Here is a 17,217-nt window from a genome sequence, read left to right as displayed (position 1 = left end):
TTGCGTTTCTATGATTTTTTCGGAAAATCCACAGTTTTTATCTTGGTGAACGCACAAAGACCAAAATAACCACTGTATCTTGCTTTTTTGGGGGATATTTCCCCAAAAGGGCAGACTTACCCCTTGGCAAACTCACCTCGCTTTAAAATTTCATACCGACAAATGTTATACACCAGATTTGTCAGCCCTATATTGAATATCGCACGGTCTATGCCGATGGAACGCACAGTGATGCCCTTCATGGAGCCTGTCATAAATCCAAAAACGTGTTCTACCCTGGCTCTAATTTTGGATTTTTGGCGGTTGTTTTCCTTTTGCTCTGGGGTCAGTGGGTGATTGCGATAGCCTTTTTCATTGATTCGAGTTTCTACTGTTTCAGGAAGATTTGCTAGCAATTCTTCCCCTGTATAGGCACTATCTGCGTATAAAACAGCATCTTCTTCTGTGATTAACTCGGCGAGGGCTTGACTATCGTGGACGTTGGCGCTGGTGACGGTGTAGCCGGTAATGATTTTGCTGTCGGCATCCACTTTTACGTGGTCTTTATAGCCATAATGCCGCTCGTTATTTTTCTTTGTCCAGCGGGCATCCGTATCTTTTTGGCTCAATTTGTGAGCATTTTCAGGCTTTTCCCATTCTTCTGGTACCTTGCCCTCTTTGATGGTTGCATTCTCATCTCGATGATTTCTTTGGCGAGGTGCATCCACGAAAGTTGCGTCTACAATCGTACCTTCACGAGTGATAATGCCTGCATCTAACAGCATTTTATTGAAATGATGGAACAATTTATCCATTACGTTAGCCTTCATCAGCGTGTCACGAAACAGCCAAATGGTTTTGGAATCGGGCACTCTGTCCCCCAGCCCCAAGCCCAAAAAGCGCATAAAACTCATGCGGTCATTGATTTGAAACTCCATTTGGTCATCGCTGAGATTGTAAAGACGTTGCAAAATCAATATTTTAAGCATCAAAATCAGGTCATAGGGCGGACGCCCACCAAGTCCTTTGTGTTCTTTTTTGGTAGCTTTTTTCAAAATTGGGCGAAACTGCTCCCAGTTGATAACTGTGTTCAATCGAACCAACGAATCGCCCAGTTTGCTCAACTTTTCCAATCTGTTTTCTTCACTAAAAAATCCAATTTGCATGTTCGTCACCGCCCTTTTTTCTTATGTCCATTATACTACAGATTTTGCCAAATTGATAGCGGGTTTTTAGAGATTGCCTATATTAAATCTGACGAATTTCGACAAAATTGCCAATAAATGTAAATGCGTGTTTGTGTAGACGGTGACCCACTGGGCAAATAGAACCATTCCTAACCATACGCATGCTTAAACGGGCGGGATAGGACGGTTCAAGCAACTGTGATTTTGCTGATTATTGATAAAATATGGTGGATTAAATGGCCGTGGCCCTGTGGGAGGGGGCATTTGGAGACAGTTCGATGGGTTTGGGAAGCTGTTTTATAGGATTTGAATGTAAATATTGGAAATTGTTGCATTTTTACCAAAAAACACCTTGTTATTGCCGTTTGGAAATATGATATTAGAGAAAATGCACAAAAAATATCCCTTGTGCAAAACGACTAAGAGCGGAAAGAAAAATTGTACATGTGTCTAATTTTTTGCTAAACTGTAAAGTTTCTCTTGCAGTTGGCGGTAAAATATAGTATTTTCTTAAGTGAGGAATACATCTGATTACTTTATAGCGGATGTGTTTACTTAAGGCAATCTCTAAAAACCCGCTATCAATTTGGCAAAATCTGTAGTATAATGGACATAAGAAAAAAGGGCGGTGACGAACATGCAAATTGGATTTTTTAGTGAAGAAAACAGATTGGAAAAGTTGAGCAAACTGGGCGATTCGTTGGTTCGATTGAACACAGTTATCAACTGGGAGCAGTTTCGCCCAATTTTGAAAAAAGCTACCAAAAAAGAACACAAAGGACTTGGTGAGCGTCCGCCCTATGACCTGATTTTGATGCTTAAAATATTGATTTTGCAACGTCTTTACAATCTCAGCGATGACCAAATGGAGTTTCAAATCAATGACCGCATGAGTTTTATGCGCTTTTTGGGCTTGGGGCTGGGGGACAGAGTGCCCGATTCCAAAACCATTTGGCTGTTTCGTGACACGCTGATGAAGGCTAACGTAATGGATAAATTGTTCCATCATTTCAATAAAATGCTGTTAGATGCAGGCATTATCACTCGTGAAGGTACGATTGTAGACGCAACTTTCGTGGATGCACCTCGCCAAAGAAATCATCGAGATGAGAATGCAACCATCAAAGAGGGCAAGGTACCAGAAGAATGGGAAAAGCCTGAAAATGCTCACAAATTGAGCCAAAAAGATACGGATGCCCGCTGGACAAAGAAAAATAACGAGCGGCATTATGGCTATAAAGACCACGTAAAAGTGGATGCCGACAGCAAAATCATTACCGGCTACACCGTCACCAGCGCCAACGTCCACGATAGTCAAGCCCTCGCCGAGTTAATCACAGAAGAAGATGCTGTTTTATACGCAGATAGTGCCTATACAGGGGAAGAATTGCTAGCAAATCTTCCTGAAACAGTAGAAACTCGAATCAATGAAAAAGGCTATCGCAATCACCCACTGACCCCAGAGCAAAAGGAAAACAACCGCCAAAAATCCAAAATTAGAGCCAGGGTAGAACACGTTTTTGGATTTATGACAGGCTCCATGAAGGGCATCACTGTGCGTTCCATCGGCATAGACCGTGCGATATTCAATATAGGGCTGACAAATCTGGTGTATAACATTTGTCGGTATGAAATTTTAAAGCGAGGTGAGTTTGCCAAGGGGTAAGTCTGCCCTTTTGGGGGAAATATCCCCCAAAAAAGCAAGATACAGTGGTTATTTTGGTCTTTGTGCGTTCACCAAGATAAAAACTGTGGATTTTCCGAAAAAATCATAGAAACGCAAAATGAAACGGGCAAAACCTCAGTTATTAGAGGTTGCCTTAAAAAGAAAAGTAAGGGAGATTCTTGAAGATTATGAAGAAATTACTTGCATTGTTTATGGCATCCGCAATGATGCTCAGCTTGGTGGCTTGCTCTAGCTCTAGCTCTAGCGCCACCTCCACTTCCAGCTCTAGCTCTTCTAGCAGCTCTACCACCGAAGTGGCAGATCCTATCGTTTTGAAAATGGGCTTCAATGACCCTGACACCTCTCCATATGTGCAAGGTGGCCAAAAAATTGCTGAATTGGTAGCAGAAGCCACCGACGGCCAAATCCAAATCGAAGTGTATTCCAGCGGTGCTCTGGGCGACGAACGCGCCATGGTTGAAATGGCTATGGATGGTAGCTTGGACATTGCTACTTGTGCCAACTCCGTTATGACCAACTTCATCCCCGAAATGGGCATTTTGGACCAAGCCTATCTGTGGAAAAACGCTGATGAAGCTCACGCTGCCGTTGACGGCGAACTGGGCGAATTGGTGAAAGAAGAAGCACGTGCTCTGGGCATGGAAGTCATCGGCTTCCTGGAATCCGGCTTCCGTAACACCTTCTCCACTGAACCCATCCTCTCCATGGAAGATTACAGTGGCGTTACCATCCGTGTCATGGAAAATGCATATCACCAAGCTGCTTTTGAATCCTTCGGTGCAATGCCCATCGTTATGTCTTATAACGATGTGTTCACCGCTCTGCAACAAGGCACCATTGATGCTTGCGAAAACGCAACTGCTAACTGCTTGAACTCTGGTTACTATGAAGTGACCAAGCATGTCACCAACTCCAGCCATGCTTTCGTGTACATTCTGATGTGTATGTCTGAAAGCGCTTGGAACAAGATTCCCGAAGAACTGCAAGAACCCTTCATGGCTGCTGTGCAAGAAGGCGTTGAATACGAACGTGCTCTGCTGGTACAATCCAACGAAGAAGCTACTGTAGAACTGATGGAACTGGGCGTGGAATTCCACGACATCGATGTTGCTGAACTGCAAGCAGCTTATCAAGCAAAGGTTGCTGAAAAAGGCTTTACCTTTGATTCCGAATGGGAAGATGCTGTGCAAGCTGCCATCGCCTCTGTTGCTTAAGCTAAAATTGGTTGGTCTTTGACTCATCGATTGTAATAGAAGCGGGAGTCGCCTTGTTAAAGTCGACTCCCGTTTCTTCATTTCGCGGCTGAAAGGAGCCTAGTTTCATGAAACGAATTTTAACTTGGTTGCAAAACCTTGAAAACTTTATTCTGGTTTTAACCTTTAGTGTCATGGTTATCACCTGCTTTATTCAGGTTATCAACCGTAACATTTTCAAAATTCCCTTCACTGGGTTTGAAGAAATTTCCCGCTATTGCATGGTGTACATGGTGCTCTTGGGCACTGAATTGGGTCTACGTGATGGTACCCAAATCAGCGTCAGTGCGTTTGTTGACCATCTGCCCAAGGTGTTGCATGATATTTTTGCAATCATCACCCGTATCATCGTCATCGGCTTTGCTGCCATTATGTGCAAAAGCGGCATGACCATGGTGATCACCCAGTTGAATGTAGGCCAAATGACTCCAGGTTTGGGGATTCCCATGTCTGTGCCTTACTTCTCTTTGGTGCTAAGTTTTGGCATTATCACCATTGTGCAAATGGTAACATTGGTGAACCAATTCCGGAATTTTGGGAAACCAAAAGCTGAAATGACAGAGAAGGAGGAAAATACATAATGGCTGGTTTTATTTTATTTGGCTCATTTGCTATTTTGTTAATCATTGGGGCTCCCATTGCTATGTCTTTGGGCATTGCTACCTTGTGTACCATTGTATTTGATTCCTCTATCACCGTCAGCTTTGCCACCATTGCCCAACGTATTTTCGCTGGCTTGGACTCCACATCTATTATGGCCATCGCCTTTTTCGTGTTGGCTGGTAATGTTATGACCCGTGGTGGTATCTCTCGTCGTATTTGCGATTTTGCCCGTAGCTTAATCGGGGGTGTCCGTGGCGGTATGGCTATGACGCTGATCATCGCATGTGCATTTTTTGCAGCATTGTCTGGCTCTGCCCCTGCCACCGTGGTGGCCATCGGCGTTATGATGTATCCAGAAATGGTGAAAATGGGGTATCCACCAGATCGTACGGCTGGTTTGTTGGTGGTCTCTGGTGGCCTTGGCCCCATCATCCCTCCCAGCATTATCATGGTGGTATATGCCACCATTACCAGTGCCTCTGTGGGTGATTTGTTCACCGCTGGTCTGTCTATCGGTATGACCATTATCTTTGCTTTGGTGATTGTGGTGTTCGTATATGCCCGTAAGGAACAATGGCCAAAAGATGAAATTCACTTTGATGTGAAGGAGTTTTTCATCTCCTTCTTCAAGGCCATTCCTGCTTTGATGCTGCCTGTGATTATTTTGGGTGGCATTTATTCTGGTCTGCTGACCCCCACCGAATCTTCTGCTGTGGCTGTGGTGTGGTCTTTGATTGCTGGTATCTTCATCTACCGCGAAGTAAGCATCAAAGATTTGTATCAAATCTTCATTGACTCCGCTAAGAGCTCCGCTATGATTTTGTTTATCATCGCCACGTCCACTGCCTTTGCTTGGATGTTTGCCTTCACTGGCATTTCTGCCCAGTTGGTCAACTTTGTTGTGTCCATGGATCTCTCTGCCACCATGTTCTGCTTGATGGTTGCTGTGATTCTGTTGATTTTCGGCACCTTCTTGGAAGGTATCGCCACCTGCGTATTGCTGGTGCCAGTGTTCTGGCCCATCGCACAAGCACTGGACGTGAACGTCATCCACTTTGGTATGATCGTGTCCATCGCCAACGTGGTTGGCACCATGACCCCACCTGTGGCTGTGAATATCTTCGCTGCTACCACTGTGAGTAAATTGAAAATGGGTGAAATCGTCAAGGGGCAATGGCCATTCTTCATTGGCTATGTGTTTGTGTTCTTGCTGGTTGTCATCGTTCCCTTCTTCAGCACCTGGTTCCTGTAAGTCGTTATAAGACAACGAACCCCTTGCTCCCTTGTGTGCATAGGGGTTCGTTGTGTCTTAAATAAACATTGGAGGTATTTTTATGCGTAATAAAGAAAATCAAGCTCGCATGGAGCAATGGAGTGTACAATCTCCAGAAATCCCTGGGTTCCACCCTGTCATCACCCCTGAAAAATGCGAATGCTATGACACCCAAATTTTTCGTTTAAATTTGGTTGCAGGTGATACATACACCTTGGATTCAGAGGGTTTGGAACTCAATGCCGCACTGATTGCTGGTGCTGCACAGCTGTCTAATCATCCCGTGTTGACCCAAACCATGAAGCAATACGACTCGTTCTATATCCCTGGCAAAAATACCGTCACCATTACCGCTGTGGAAGATTGTATCTTCTATATTGGCGGGGCTGTGTGCGAAGGGATTGGCGAACCATTCTTCCGTAGCTTTGATTTGTCCTTGCCTCTGGGCGACATCCATCAAATCCACGGGTCTGGTTCTGGGAGCCGTGAAGTGATGTTCACCCTCAATCCTCAAGATAAGGCTTCTCGCTTGATTGCTGGCTTGACTTGGGGCAACGATGGTGGCTGGACCAGCTGGCCTCCTCACCAACATGAAAAGGATTTGGAAGAAGTGTACTGCTATTTCAACATCCCTGCTCCCCGCTTCGGTCTGCACTTGAGCTACCTGAAAAGTGGCGAATATGATGATGTAGTGGCACATGTGGTCACTTCTGGCACCATGGTGCAAGCACCCATGGGCTATCATCCCACTGTGGGCACACCCGGTGGACGGAACTGGTATTTCTGGGTGCTAGGTGCCCATAGCCATGCCAGCCGTCGTTATGATTTGGCTGTGCTAGACCCCCTGCAAGAAAATTTTTAAGCCAGTTTGCTGATTTATCCGTCAGTGACCTTGTGTGAAAATCATAAAAAATCATGAAAACAGAGCTGTTGCAGACCATGGGTTTGCAACAGCTCTGTTTGTTAGAATAAGGGTCGTCAATCCGCTGATAAAGGGATTAAATCACGCGGCATTGGTCAACGGGGAAGAGATAATCGGCGCAGGTGCCCAGCTTTTCGTAGATGGGTTGGCTGGCCTTGGTCAGCAGGTCGCAGGTTGCGTCGTCCATCACAAAGCTGCCGCCTTTCAAGTTGTCAGACAGTTGTTCCAGATTGCGGCACCCAACGATGGCGCTGGTGATGCCTTGTTGGCGCAGAGCCCAACCCAGTACCACTTCCATAATGGTGACGTTTTGTTCCTTGGCAACGCCGTCCAATACAGACAACAATGCGGTCAATTCGGCTTCTGCGCCAGAACCCTTGTGATCGTGCATCCCTTGGCTACGGCACACATCGTAGTGACGATAACGGGCTTGGCGAGGGGGGATGTCTGCAAAGGATTGATACTTGCCAGTGAGTACCCCTTGTTGCAAGGACACATAGGTCAGCACGCCCATGCCATGGTCTTGGCACATAGGGATGATTTCGTGCTCAATGGCACGGGAGGCAATGTTATAATGGAGTTCGTTGACACAGGAGGTAAAGCCCAGCTCCTTCACCATGGTCATTTGCTTCACGCCAAAGTTGCTGATGCCGATGGCCTTCACTTTGCCAGCGTCCACCAGTTGTTGGTAGCGTGTCAAGGTGCGTTCCATCAAGGCACGGTCATTGGTGGGCCAGTGAATCATCATTACATCCACAAAGTCGGTATCCAGTCGCTTCAAAGAGGCTTCAAAGCGGGCGATGGTATCGTCTTGGTCAGGGGTGATGACTTGCTTGGTGATGATGACGGCTTCGTCACGGCGACCCTTTAGAGCCTTGCCCAAAGACAGTTCGCTGTCCCCGTCGTTGTACACTTCAGCACAGTCAAACAGGTTCACTTGGTTGTCCAGCGCCATGTTTACCACAGCGTCCACATCTTTTTGGGATTGTTCACCCCAATAGGCGCCACCGCCGAAAGACCAGCACCCAATGGCAATGGGGCTCACGGCAATGCCAGAATTACCTAAAATTCTCTTTTCCATAGTCCGTTCTCCTTTTCGTTTTGAGATTCTATCCTTATTATACCAAATCGTCATACCACTTGCAAGTAATATCCCCTTCTTTTTGCATATATTTAGGATATTGTGAAAATGTACAACGCCATCCCCTTCGAGGAAAAGAGATGCGTCGCCAGCACGTTTGTCCAGAAACGTCGCATGGAAGTCCACAACGGAGAAGTGGTATGGCGGGGCTGGGTTAGAGCGACGATAAATCTATGCGATCTATCCGCTGTAAGTGTGTTAAATCGGAACAAATGAATGTTACAAATATACAAAATAATTGGAATATTTTTCTCTGATTTGTACTTTACAAAAACAAATAAAAGGAGTGGGATAAAAAAGGATACATTAAGGAAGAAAAAGGGAAAACAATGCAAGGGAGAATGTGGTCAGCGCAATGGACAGTATAAAAGAGCTATTGCCGATGTGGATGTTACCAACAAAAGACACCCCTTTCCAAGGGGTGTCTTTTGTTGGTAAGCTTGTGCAGTGTTAGAACCAAAAAGCTCCAGAAGATGTAATCTTCTGAGACTTTGTTTGAATATTTGAGTCGCTTTGCATCTATATCACACGTATCCACATCCCATTGGATGGGCTCCATGCCGATGGAGCGGATGGTAGAAACCACGGTGTTGTTGTACTCGCCATAAGGGCAACGGATGAGGGTAGGGGTCACGCCAGTGATGGCAGCGATGCGATCGTTGGCCGATTGGAGGTCAGCAAGCAGGTCAGCTTCCGATAGATTGTTATAATGGGCATGGTCGTCAGAGTGACTCTGAATCTCATGCCCAGCGCTAGCCAAAGCCTTGACAGATTCGGGGTACTTCTCTGCCCACTCCCCAACAACGAAGAAGGTGGTCTTCACATCGTAAGTCTCCAAAATATCAATCAGCATCTGGGTATCCTCATTCCCCCAAGCTGATGTAAGAGTGCGCTAATCCCTTATCTACCAAGGATTATCGCACTCTTACTCTTTCCACTATCATACTACAGATAAGCTTAAAATGCAAGTTTTTACGCATATAAGAGGGATATAAGCTTACTTTTTGAGGGTAGTGAAAACGAGCGCCTCATCCCCAATCATGACGGCCCTCACAGTCGATACCAACCCCTTCCAAGAGGGAGACAATGGCCTCAATCTTGTTAAAATTAAAGAGATGTGTTACACTGAACACAAGTAGAAAAATAACATAAATTTTGCTTAGATAAATCAAAAGGAGATGTGCCACTATGACAGATATTGAAGTTACTAAACGTGCAAAAATGTATATTGATCAATTAGCAAAAGGAATAGATCCCATTTCAGGGAATGCAGTTCCTGATGATTCTGTAGTAAGTCAAGAACGCTTGGTAAAGTGCTTTCAGTTTGTCTCGGGTAAATTAGACGAAGCAATAATAAAAGCGGAAGAATATAAGCAGCGCCCAAAATCAACAAAAAGATTTGTCATCACAACAGAAGAGATTGAACGTGTTCCGCTAAGTGATGAACCAATTAGCATAAATCCTTTTTGTGAGATTATAACCAATACTGTTAATAATCCTAATGGCAATCTCTAAAAACCCGCTATCAATTTGGCAAAATCTGTAGTATAATGGACATAAGAAAAAAGGGCGGTGACGAACATGCAAATTGGATTTTTTAGTGAAGAAAACAGATTGGAAAAGTTGAGCAAACTGGGCGATTCGTTGGTTCGATTGAACACAGTTATCAACTGGGAGCAGTTTCGCCCAATTTTGAAAAAAGCTACCAAAAAAGAACACAAAGGACTTGGTGGGCGTCCGCCCTATGACCTGATTTTGATGCTTAAAATATTGATTTTGCAACGTCTTTACAATCTCAGCGATGACCAAATGGAGTTTCAAATCAATGACCGCATGAGTTTTATGCGCTTTTTGGGCTTGGGGCTGGGGGACAGAGTGCCCGATTCCAAAACCATTTGGCTGTTTCGTGACACGCTGATGAAGGCTAACGTAATGGATAAATTGTTCCATCATTTCAATAAAATGCTGTTAGATGCAGGCATTATCACTCGTGAAGGTACGATTGTAGACGCAACTTTCGTGGATGCACCTCGCCAAAGAAATCATCGAGATGAGAATGCAACCATCAAAGAGGGCAAGGTACCAGAAGAATGGGAAAAGCCTGAAAATGCTCACAAATTGAGCCAAAAAGATACGGATGCCCGCTGGACAAAGAAAAATAACGAGCGGCATTATGGCTATAAAGACCACGTAAAAGTGGATGCCGACAGCAAAATCATTACCGGCTACACCGTCACCAGCGCCAACGTCCACGATAGTCAAGCCCTCGCCGAGTTAATCACAGAAGAAGATGCTGTTTTATACGCAGATAGTGCCTATACAGGGGAAGAATTGCTAGCAAATCTTCCTGAAACAGTAGAAACTCGAATCAATGAAAAAGGCTATCGCAATCACCCACTGACCCCAGAGCAAAAGGAAAACAACCGCCAAAAATCCAAAATTAGAGCCAGGGTAGAACACGTTTTTGGATTTATGACAGGCTCCATGAAGGGCATCACTGTGCGTTCCATCGGCATAGACCGTGCGATATTCAATATAGGGCTGACAAATCTGGTGTATAACATTTGTCGGTATGAAATTTTAAAGCGAGGTGAGTTTGCCAAGGGGTAAGTCTGCCCTTTTGGGGGAAATATCCCCCAAAAAAGCAAGATACAGTGGTTATTTTGGTCTTTGTGCGTTCACCAAGATAAAAACTGTGGATTTTCCGAAAAAATCATAGAAACGCAAAATGAAACGGGCAAAACCTCAGTTATTAGAGGTTGCCAAATATTATTTCTGAGGAGATGTATTGGTTTTTATAGTGAGATAATTTTAACTTGCCAATGAGTTGGCGATCTTTTTTCTCAACGGTTTCTCGAAAACGGACGTAGCCAGCTTTTCCAAAAATTAAATGTGCGCTTTCCTTTAAAAGATTTGAGAATTTACTGAAGTTTAATTCTAAACCTGCAGGGATGGGCGATTGGTGCTCTAAGAACGCCACATATTGGGCATAAATGTCTTTTTCTGAAACTTCTGTCTTCTGCTTTTCAAAAGAAAATAAAGTACTGATTCAGAAGAAAAGGCGATTTCAGAAGAATCTATTAAAAGGCCTTTGCTTGTAATTAAATCTGTGGTAGTCATACGAGATTCTTCGCTAAAGCTCATGTCATGGCGAATATCACGCCAATCAGGTTTTCCTTTTTTGCAAGTTTCATTTAAATAGCGATATACATAAGAAGGTTGCGCCAATATAGTTGTGAAACTATCTAGATCAAATTTGTACTGCCCAAAAATCTTTCTAAAAGAATCTTCTACTAAGGGAGGTCTGCTTTTTAAGGCTTCTTTTAGATGGATTCGTATTTCTTGCATAGATAGGGAAGTTGTGTTTTCGCCGTTAAAGAACTCGGTTAAAATCGTTTTCTTAAAGAGGTCTTCGAGGTTGTTGATCCATTGGTGTAGCGTTTGAGTATATAGTGTTACGCCCGCAGGAGAGCAAGAAATTCGACCGCTAATAAGAAGTTCATATAGCGCTTGATTGAATGCTGTTGGTGTTATATCGTCAGATACCAACATGGATTGAGCTTCGGATAACGGAATGATTTTATCAGCATGCGCAAGTAGATTGAGAAATTGTTGCTTCGTAGAGATTTTCTTCAAGATAATCACCGCCTTAGTAAAAGAGAAAACTTGGTATTTCTTAACATCTAACATATCATATGATGAATAAAAAATCAATAAACGCAGGCTGTGAGTGCGAAAAAAAGAGAATTTTTATTGTATAGCGGCAAGGTGGTCGATTTATATGCCAACAAGAAATTGAATTTTCTTGCAAAGTAATGCTAGGGATGGTAAAATTGTATTAGAAAAAAATGTAAAATCAAGCAATATATTACTACTAATGTGTTGAGTGTTTGGTGTTTTGAAATAATATTTGGGAGGGATCCGCTTTGAAATATTATGTTTATGATGATTCTGTTGAACGATTAGAGTTGTCAGTGAGAGCTAAAAATACACTGCGTCGAGCAGGAATTCATACTGTTGGTGCATTGATGGATTTTCCTGCGGAGGACCTTATTAAAATTCGAAACAGTGGGCAAAAAACCGTAAATGAATTGATGCAGATGAAAGAAGTGATTATCCTTGTAGATGCAAGCGCTGAAGGGTATGTGGAGGAACAGGAAGAAGAATGTGTGTCCCCGCCATCATTTAGAGGGGTAGATGGAAACAAGTATATAGGCAACCTCTAATAACTGAGGTTTTGCCCGTTTCATTTTGCGTTTCTATGATTTTTTCGGAAAATCCACAGTTTTTATCTTGGTGAACGCACAAAGACCAAAATAACCACTGTATCTTGCTTTTTTGGGGGATATTTCCCCCAAAAGGGCAGACTTACCCCTTGGCAAACTCACCTCGCTTTAAAATTTCATACCGACAAATGTTATACACCAGATTTGTCAGCCCTATATTGAATATCGCACGGTCTATGCCGATGGAACGCACAGTGATGCCCTTCATGGAGCCTGTCATAAATCCAAAAACGTGTTCTACCCTGGCTCTAATTTTGGATTTTTGGCGGTTGTTTTCCTTTTGCTCTGGGGTCAGTGGGTGATTGCGATAGCCTTTTTCATTGATTCGAGTTTCTACTGTTTCAGGAAGATTTGCTAGCAATTCTTCCCCTGTATAGGCACTATCTGCGTATAAAACAGCATCTTCTTCTGTGATTAACTCGGCGAGGGCTTGACTATCGTGGACGTTGGCGCTGGTGACGGTGTAGCCGGTAATGATTTTGCTGTCGGCATCCACTTTTACGTGGTCTTTATAGCCATAATGCCGCTCGTTATTTTTCTTTGTCCAGCGGGCATCCGTATCTTTTTGGCTCAATTTGTGAGCATTTTCAGGCTTTTCCCATTCTTCTGGTACCTTGCCCTCTTTGATGGTTGCATTCTCATCTCGATGATTTCTTTGGCGAGGTGCATCCACGAAAGTTGCGTCTACAATCGTACCTTCACGAGTGATAATGCCTGCATCTAACAGCATTTTATTGAAATGATGGAACAATTTATCCATTACGTTAGCCTTCATCAGCGTGTCACGAAACAGCCAAATGGTTTTGGAATCGGGCACTCTGTCCCCCAGCCCCAAGCCCAAAAAGCGCATAAAACTCATGCGGTCATTGATTTGAAACTCCATTTGGTCATCGCTGAGATTGTAAAGACGTTGCAAAATCAATATTTTAAGCATCAAAATCAGGTCATAGGGCGGACGCCCACCAAGTCCTTTGTGTTCTTTTTTGGTAGCTTTTTTCAAAATTGGGCGAAACTGCTCCCAGTTGATAACTGTGTTCAATCGAACCAACGAATCGCCCAGTTTGCTCAACTTTTCCAATCTGTTTTCTTCACTAAAAAATCCAATTTGCATGTTCGTCACCGCCCTTTTTTCTTATGTCCATTATACTACAGATTTTGCCAAATTGATAGCGGGTTTTTAGAGATTGCCACAAGTAAGACCATTACCCTGTAAGCGGAGGGGGATTTAATGTCAGATTTGAAAGTTGCCAGTTTATTTGCTGGCATCGGTGGAATATGCCTCGGTTTTCGTCAGGCAGGATTTGAAGTGGTCTGGGCTAACGAGCGTGACCACAAGGCGTGCAATACATATCGAAAAAACTGGAAGGACACATCTCTAGTTGAAGAAGATATTTCCAAAATAGACCCACATACTATCCCAGATTTTGATGTGTTGGTAGCAGGGTTTCCTTGTCAACCGTTTTCTACAGCAGGCAAACAGAGAGGCTTTTCGGATCCTAGAGGCAATTTGTTTTTTGAAATTGCTCGTATTGCGGATATCAAGAAGCCCTCTGTGATTTTCCTTGAAAATGTAGCCAATCTTCAAGAACACGATAAAGGTCGTACCTTCTTAACAATCTATAATACTCTCGTAGAACTTGGATATGTAATTAGATACCGCATTATGACAAGTATGCGTCACGGTAACATTCCGCAGCTAAGGAACCGTATATTTATTGTTGCGTTTTTGGACGAAGGTGCTTGCCAGCGATTTGTTTATCCGGAGGAAATTCCTCTAGAACGCACAATTCATGATATAGTCCATAGTAATATTCAGCAACATGAGATTTACTACTGTAATGCAGAGATACAGCAAGAATTTGCAAGTCAAATTATTGACCAAGACTCAATTTATCAGATGACGGATTGGGGGTTGCGAAAAAACAGGAATCACGTGTGTCCTACACTAACCGCTTTCATGGGTATGCGGAAGGGTCGTGTTCCCATGGTGCGTGATGATTTTGGTATTCGGTATTTAACTTTGAGAGAGTGTTTAGATTTTCAGGGCTTTCCCGAAACATTCAAATTTCCTAATACTATTCAAATTCAAGATGCATATAAGCAGATTGGAAATAGTGTGACCGTACCAGTAATTCGCAGAATTGCTGAGAATTTATTTACAGTGATGCAACAATGATAAATATTAAATTGACCGTCAACGAAGCTTTTGTGTAAGTATTTTGTCCTCTCGTACTAATTATACCTTTCTGGGTTAATGGCACGAGGGGCTTTATTTTATCAAATTTTATCAAATCTCCCCTTGCAATTAGAACAGATGTTTGGTATAATCATAGCATTAACAGGAACGTATCGTTCTGGATATGGGTTAGGAGGGGTTATATGAGGGTAAAAAGCCAAGAGACCAAGTCTCGCATCTTGGAAGCAGTGGAGTCCTTTTATTTGGCGATGGGACGGTCTCCGTCCATTGGTGAGTTGGCCGATGAGGTTGGACATTCTAAAAGCACTGTTTACCGTTATTTGTTAGAGATGCACGAGGAAGGATTACTCACCTACGATGGCAAATCCATTGCCACGGAGAAAACTGAGAAAATCGACAGTCAGATACTTCGGGCACCTCTGTTGGGTAGCATCGCCTGTGGCCCGCTCCAAAGTGTGGAGGAAATGGTGGAGCAGTACATCGCATTGCCAGCATCCGTTTTTGGCATGGATGACTGTTTCGTTCTTCGAGCCAACGGAGACTCCATGATAGAAGCTGGCATCAACGAGGGCGACTTAGTGGTCGTCCAAAAGCAAATCGAAGCCAAGAATGGCGACATCGTAGTAGCACTGGTGGACAACGAGACTACCCTCAAACGCTACTTTTTTGATGAGGAGGAAAACCGTGTGCGGTTACACCCAGAGAACTCCTCTATGCAAGACATCTATCCAACACAGTGCGCCGTCCAAGGGATTGCCCACCATGTGATTCGGGCGCTCTAAGAACCACAGCAAGAGAGGAGCTGAAGAACATTGCAAGGTTTTGTATCTCAGAAGGAATTGATTGAATTGGCAGAGGGGTTGGTTTGTAGCTTCCACGGCACGCCAGCCCCAGAGCGAGTGGACGTGGATGGGATTGCGGTAAAGCGCTTGGGACTAAGTGTGCGTTACGAGCGATTTGCCACCGCAGACCCCAACTGCATTGGCTTCACCTCCGATGGGGAAACGCCTCTTCTTGTCTATCGTAAAAAGCGGACAGTGGAGGTGACCTTCCCCCAAGATACCATCATACTAGAAGAATATTTGAGAACTCAAAAAGAACGACATACTCGACGGTTCACCCTTGCCCACGAAGTAGGGCATATCTTGCAGCACAGAGCAGATCCCCTCTGTCATGCCGCCTGTTTCCGGCGACTTTACGACAGCGAAGCCAGCTACTCCATCGAGGAGTTGCAACAGCGGATGCAGTGGGAGGAAAGCCACGCCAACGCTGTGGCAGCCGCACTACTGATACCATACGATTCGGTCAGCCAACTCATTTATAAGCTGACCAAAAAGAAGAAAATCACAGCCTATGGCGACCATGTATTCGCCCCAGAAACCAAGGTAGTCCTTCATGAAATCTCAGAGCGAATGGGGGTCTCTCACACCACCTTGCTCATTCAACTCCGCAAGTATAAACTGATTTGTTACCGTCCCATAGACGAGTACATCGACAAGCATTTGAGAGGAGTCGATGCCATTGCTCAATAACCACCACTCCCATGGAAACCATACACCGAGGTACACCCCGTCCTCCAAAGTGAGGGAACGATTGGAACTATCGGCGCAAGAGGTGAAAAACCTCTCGCTACGGACAGTTCGTTGTCCTCTTTGCAATTTCCCCATAGACCGTGTCTATCAGGACAGCACTGGTCACAAGCACGTTAAATGTCGTAAGTGCAAGTTTGAAGGTGCCATCAACTTGGCGTACTTCAGACGAAAGCCCGGTGGTCGCCACCGTCGCAAACGCTACTACGGCAAGCGAAAATCAACAACTTCATAAATCAACGAGCAAGCGGAGAGAAGCCCAAAAGCTGAGACTACCAAGCGCCGTGCAAAGTAAGTGTTAAGAACTATTCTTGACACTGCTTTCACGGCGCTTTTTTGCGTTTTTCTCCTACTTTGCACGTTGTTTGAATAGCCCTTTCCGTTTTTGCGGAAAGGGCTATTTTTATGCGTTTAGACCGTTGGCAATGTGCCATTTCACAGTATCCGTAATCTCCGTTTTTTGACCTTAAATCAAAAAACAAATAATAGGAGATTACGGTAATGACTACACCAAAAGAATTTGATTATGACCTATGGACCACCGAGGACGGTAAATGCTATATGCGAGTAAAACGCACTGGTGAGCAGTGCGAAATCAATCGAGAGACTATGCGCCTGCTTCGTAGCGAAGCTAAGAAGATGCAACGAGAGCAGGAGGGCATCCCCGTGTATGGGGTGCGAAATGGCAAGAGCGTGGTGGTCGAGCGAACCACTATGCTGTCTCTTGACTATGTCTCTGCTGGAGAGGATATGGATTCCGCATGGGCAGTAGATGCCAGCCAGACAGAGCACTCCCATATGATATCCGCCTTAGAGCAAGAACTCCGTGACGCACTCACTCCGAAGCAATTCGACATCTACATACATTGTCTGCTGGGTGGCGAGACTTACACCGCCTATGCTCACCGAAATGCTATCCACGAGTCTGCCGTTCGTAAGGCTGTACGACTTATCAGAGTTAAGGCTAAAAATATTTTCGCATGATGGGTACGAATTGAATGATGTTTTGTACGTTGTAGGGTGAAAAGGACTTGAATCCTTTTCCTCGCACCTTGAAAACTTCATACCAGCAGTACGGGAACCGCCCCCATCTAAGAGCA

The 17,217-nt window shown here is 44.3% G+C and carries 17 protein-coding genes and 1 pseudogene; 13 read left to right on the top strand and 5 right to left on the bottom strand.

The features are described 5' to 3' along the window. Nucleotides 1–116: 116 nt before the first annotated feature. Nucleotides 117–1,145, bottom strand: a complete 1,029-nt coding sequence (locus RFF05_RS07105) for an IS5 family transposase (protein WP_409967200.1) — start codon at nt 1,143–1,145, stop codon at nt 117–119. Nucleotides 1,146–1,803: 658 nt separating this feature from the next. On the opposite strand from RFF05_RS07105, the gene RFF05_RS07100 reads away from it, so the two are divergent. The 5 genes from RFF05_RS07100 to RFF05_RS07080 all read left to right on the top strand — a co-directional run bounded on the left by RFF05_RS07100 (nt 1,804) and on the right by RFF05_RS07080 (nt 6,844). After that, nucleotides 1,804–2,832 (top strand): IS5 family transposase, encoded by a 1,029-nt coding sequence (locus RFF05_RS07100; protein WP_409969667.1) that lies wholly within the window; start codon nt 1,804–1,806, stop codon nt 2,830–2,832. A 188-nt stretch (nt 2,833–3,020) separates the two neighbouring features. Next, nucleotides 3,021–4,067 (top strand): TRAP transporter substrate-binding protein, encoded by a 1,047-nt coding sequence (locus RFF05_RS07095; RefSeq protein WP_409969666.1) that lies wholly within the window; start codon nt 3,021–3,023, stop codon nt 4,065–4,067. Between the two features lie 107 nt (nt 4,068–4,174). Beyond that, nucleotides 4,175–4,687, top strand: coding sequence for a TRAP transporter small permease (locus RFF05_RS07090; protein WP_409969665.1), 513 nt, complete (start codon nt 4,175–4,177; stop codon nt 4,685–4,687). Then, entirely contained in the window at nt 4,687–5,961 is a 1,275-nt protein-coding gene (locus RFF05_RS07085; RefSeq protein WP_409969664.1) for a TRAP transporter large permease, read from the top strand. Before RFF05_RS07090 ends, RFF05_RS07085 begins: the two co-directional genes overlap by 1 nt. An 82-nt stretch (nt 5,962–6,043) precedes the next feature. Beyond that, the gene (locus RFF05_RS07080; RefSeq protein WP_409969663.1) at nt 6,044–6,844 is read left to right on the top strand and encodes a 5-deoxy-glucuronate isomerase; all 801 of its coding nucleotides are present in this window, start codon (nt 6,044–6,046) and stop codon (nt 6,842–6,844) included. A 136-nt stretch (nt 6,845–6,980) separates the two neighbouring features. Here the strand turns inward: RFF05_RS07080 and RFF05_RS07075 are convergent, their stop codons facing one another. Further along, entirely contained in the window at nt 6,981–7,985 is a 1,005-nt protein-coding gene (locus RFF05_RS07075) for an aldo/keto reductase (RefSeq protein WP_409969662.1), read from the bottom strand. A 451-nt stretch (nt 7,986–8,436) separates the two neighbouring features. Then, nucleotides 8,437–8,901 (bottom strand): annotated as a pseudogene (locus tag RFF05_RS07070) (polysaccharide deacetylase family protein); the annotation flags it as partial. Between the two features lie 332 nt (nt 8,902–9,233). On the opposite strand from RFF05_RS07070, the gene RFF05_RS07065 reads away from it, so the two are divergent. Together RFF05_RS07065 and RFF05_RS07060 are read left to right on the top strand one after the other, a co-directional pair. Further along, the gene (locus RFF05_RS07065) at nt 9,234–9,560 is read left to right on the top strand and encodes a hypothetical protein (protein ID WP_409969661.1); all 327 of its coding nucleotides are present in this window, start codon (nt 9,234–9,236) and stop codon (nt 9,558–9,560) included. 66 nt (nt 9,561–9,626) lie between these two features. Next, nucleotides 9,627–10,655, top strand: a complete 1,029-nt coding sequence (locus RFF05_RS07060; protein ID WP_409967200.1) for an IS5 family transposase — start codon at nt 9,627–9,629, stop codon at nt 10,653–10,655. 357 nt (nt 10,656–11,012) lie between these two features. Here the strand turns inward: RFF05_RS07060 and RFF05_RS07055 are convergent, their stop codons facing one another. Beyond that, nucleotides 11,013–11,735 (bottom strand): hypothetical protein, encoded by a 723-nt coding sequence (locus RFF05_RS07055; RefSeq protein ID WP_409969660.1) that lies wholly within the window; start codon nt 11,733–11,735, stop codon nt 11,013–11,015. 236 nt (nt 11,736–11,971) lie between these two features. On the opposite strand from RFF05_RS07055, the gene RFF05_RS07050 reads away from it, so the two are divergent. Further along, nucleotides 11,972–12,271, top strand: a complete 300-nt coding sequence (locus RFF05_RS07050) for a DNA-directed RNA polymerase subunit alpha C-terminal domain-containing protein (RefSeq protein WP_409969659.1) — start codon at nt 11,972–11,974, stop codon at nt 12,269–12,271. Nucleotides 12,272–12,413: 142 nt separating this feature from the next. Here the strand turns inward: RFF05_RS07050 and RFF05_RS07045 are convergent, their stop codons facing one another. Continuing rightward, nucleotides 12,414–13,442 (bottom strand): IS5 family transposase, encoded by a 1,029-nt coding sequence (locus RFF05_RS07045; protein WP_409967200.1) that lies wholly within the window; start codon nt 13,440–13,442, stop codon nt 12,414–12,416. 117 nt (nt 13,443–13,559) lie between these two features. Here RFF05_RS07045 and dcm point away from each other — a divergent pair, with 117 nt between their 5' ends. The 5 genes from dcm (at nt 13,560) to RFF05_RS07020 (ending at nt 17,101) form a co-directional block, all read left to right on the top strand. Beyond that, nucleotides 13,560–14,507, top strand: coding sequence for a DNA (cytosine-5-)-methyltransferase (gene dcm / locus RFF05_RS07040; RefSeq protein WP_409969658.1), 948 nt, complete (start codon nt 13,560–13,562; stop codon nt 14,505–14,507). A 203-nt stretch (nt 14,508–14,710) separates the two neighbouring features. Then, nucleotides 14,711–15,310 (top strand): transcriptional repressor LexA, encoded by a 600-nt coding sequence (gene lexA / locus RFF05_RS07035; RefSeq protein WP_409969657.1) that lies wholly within the window; start codon nt 14,711–14,713, stop codon nt 15,308–15,310. 30 nt (nt 15,311–15,340) lie between these two features. Next, a complete protein-coding gene (locus RFF05_RS07030; RefSeq protein ID WP_409969656.1) occupies nt 15,341–16,060 on the top strand; it encodes an ImmA/IrrE family metallo-endopeptidase in 720 nt (239 codons plus the stop codon). A gap of 61 nt (nt 16,061–16,121) precedes the next feature. Further along, nucleotides 16,122–16,352 carry a hypothetical protein gene (locus tag RFF05_RS07025; protein ID WP_409969655.1) on the top strand — a complete coding sequence of 77 codons (231 nt, stop codon included), beginning with the start codon at nt 16,122–16,124 and terminating at the stop codon, nt 16,350–16,352. 266 nt (nt 16,353–16,618) lie between these two features. After that, on the top strand, nt 16,619–17,101 hold the full coding sequence (locus RFF05_RS07020; RefSeq protein WP_409969654.1) for a hypothetical protein: 483 nt from the start codon (nt 16,619–16,621) through the stop codon (nt 17,099–17,101). Nucleotides 17,102–17,217 lie beyond the last annotated feature (116 nt).

It is taken from the genome of Bengtsoniella intestinalis, assembly GCF_039719005.1.
Taxonomy (GTDB): domain Bacteria; phylum Bacillota; class Clostridia; order Oscillospirales; family Oscillospiraceae; genus Oscillibacter; species Oscillibacter intestinalis.
Note: the sequence above shows the minus strand (reverse complement) of the source record. Positions and strands in the feature narration are given on the sequence as shown.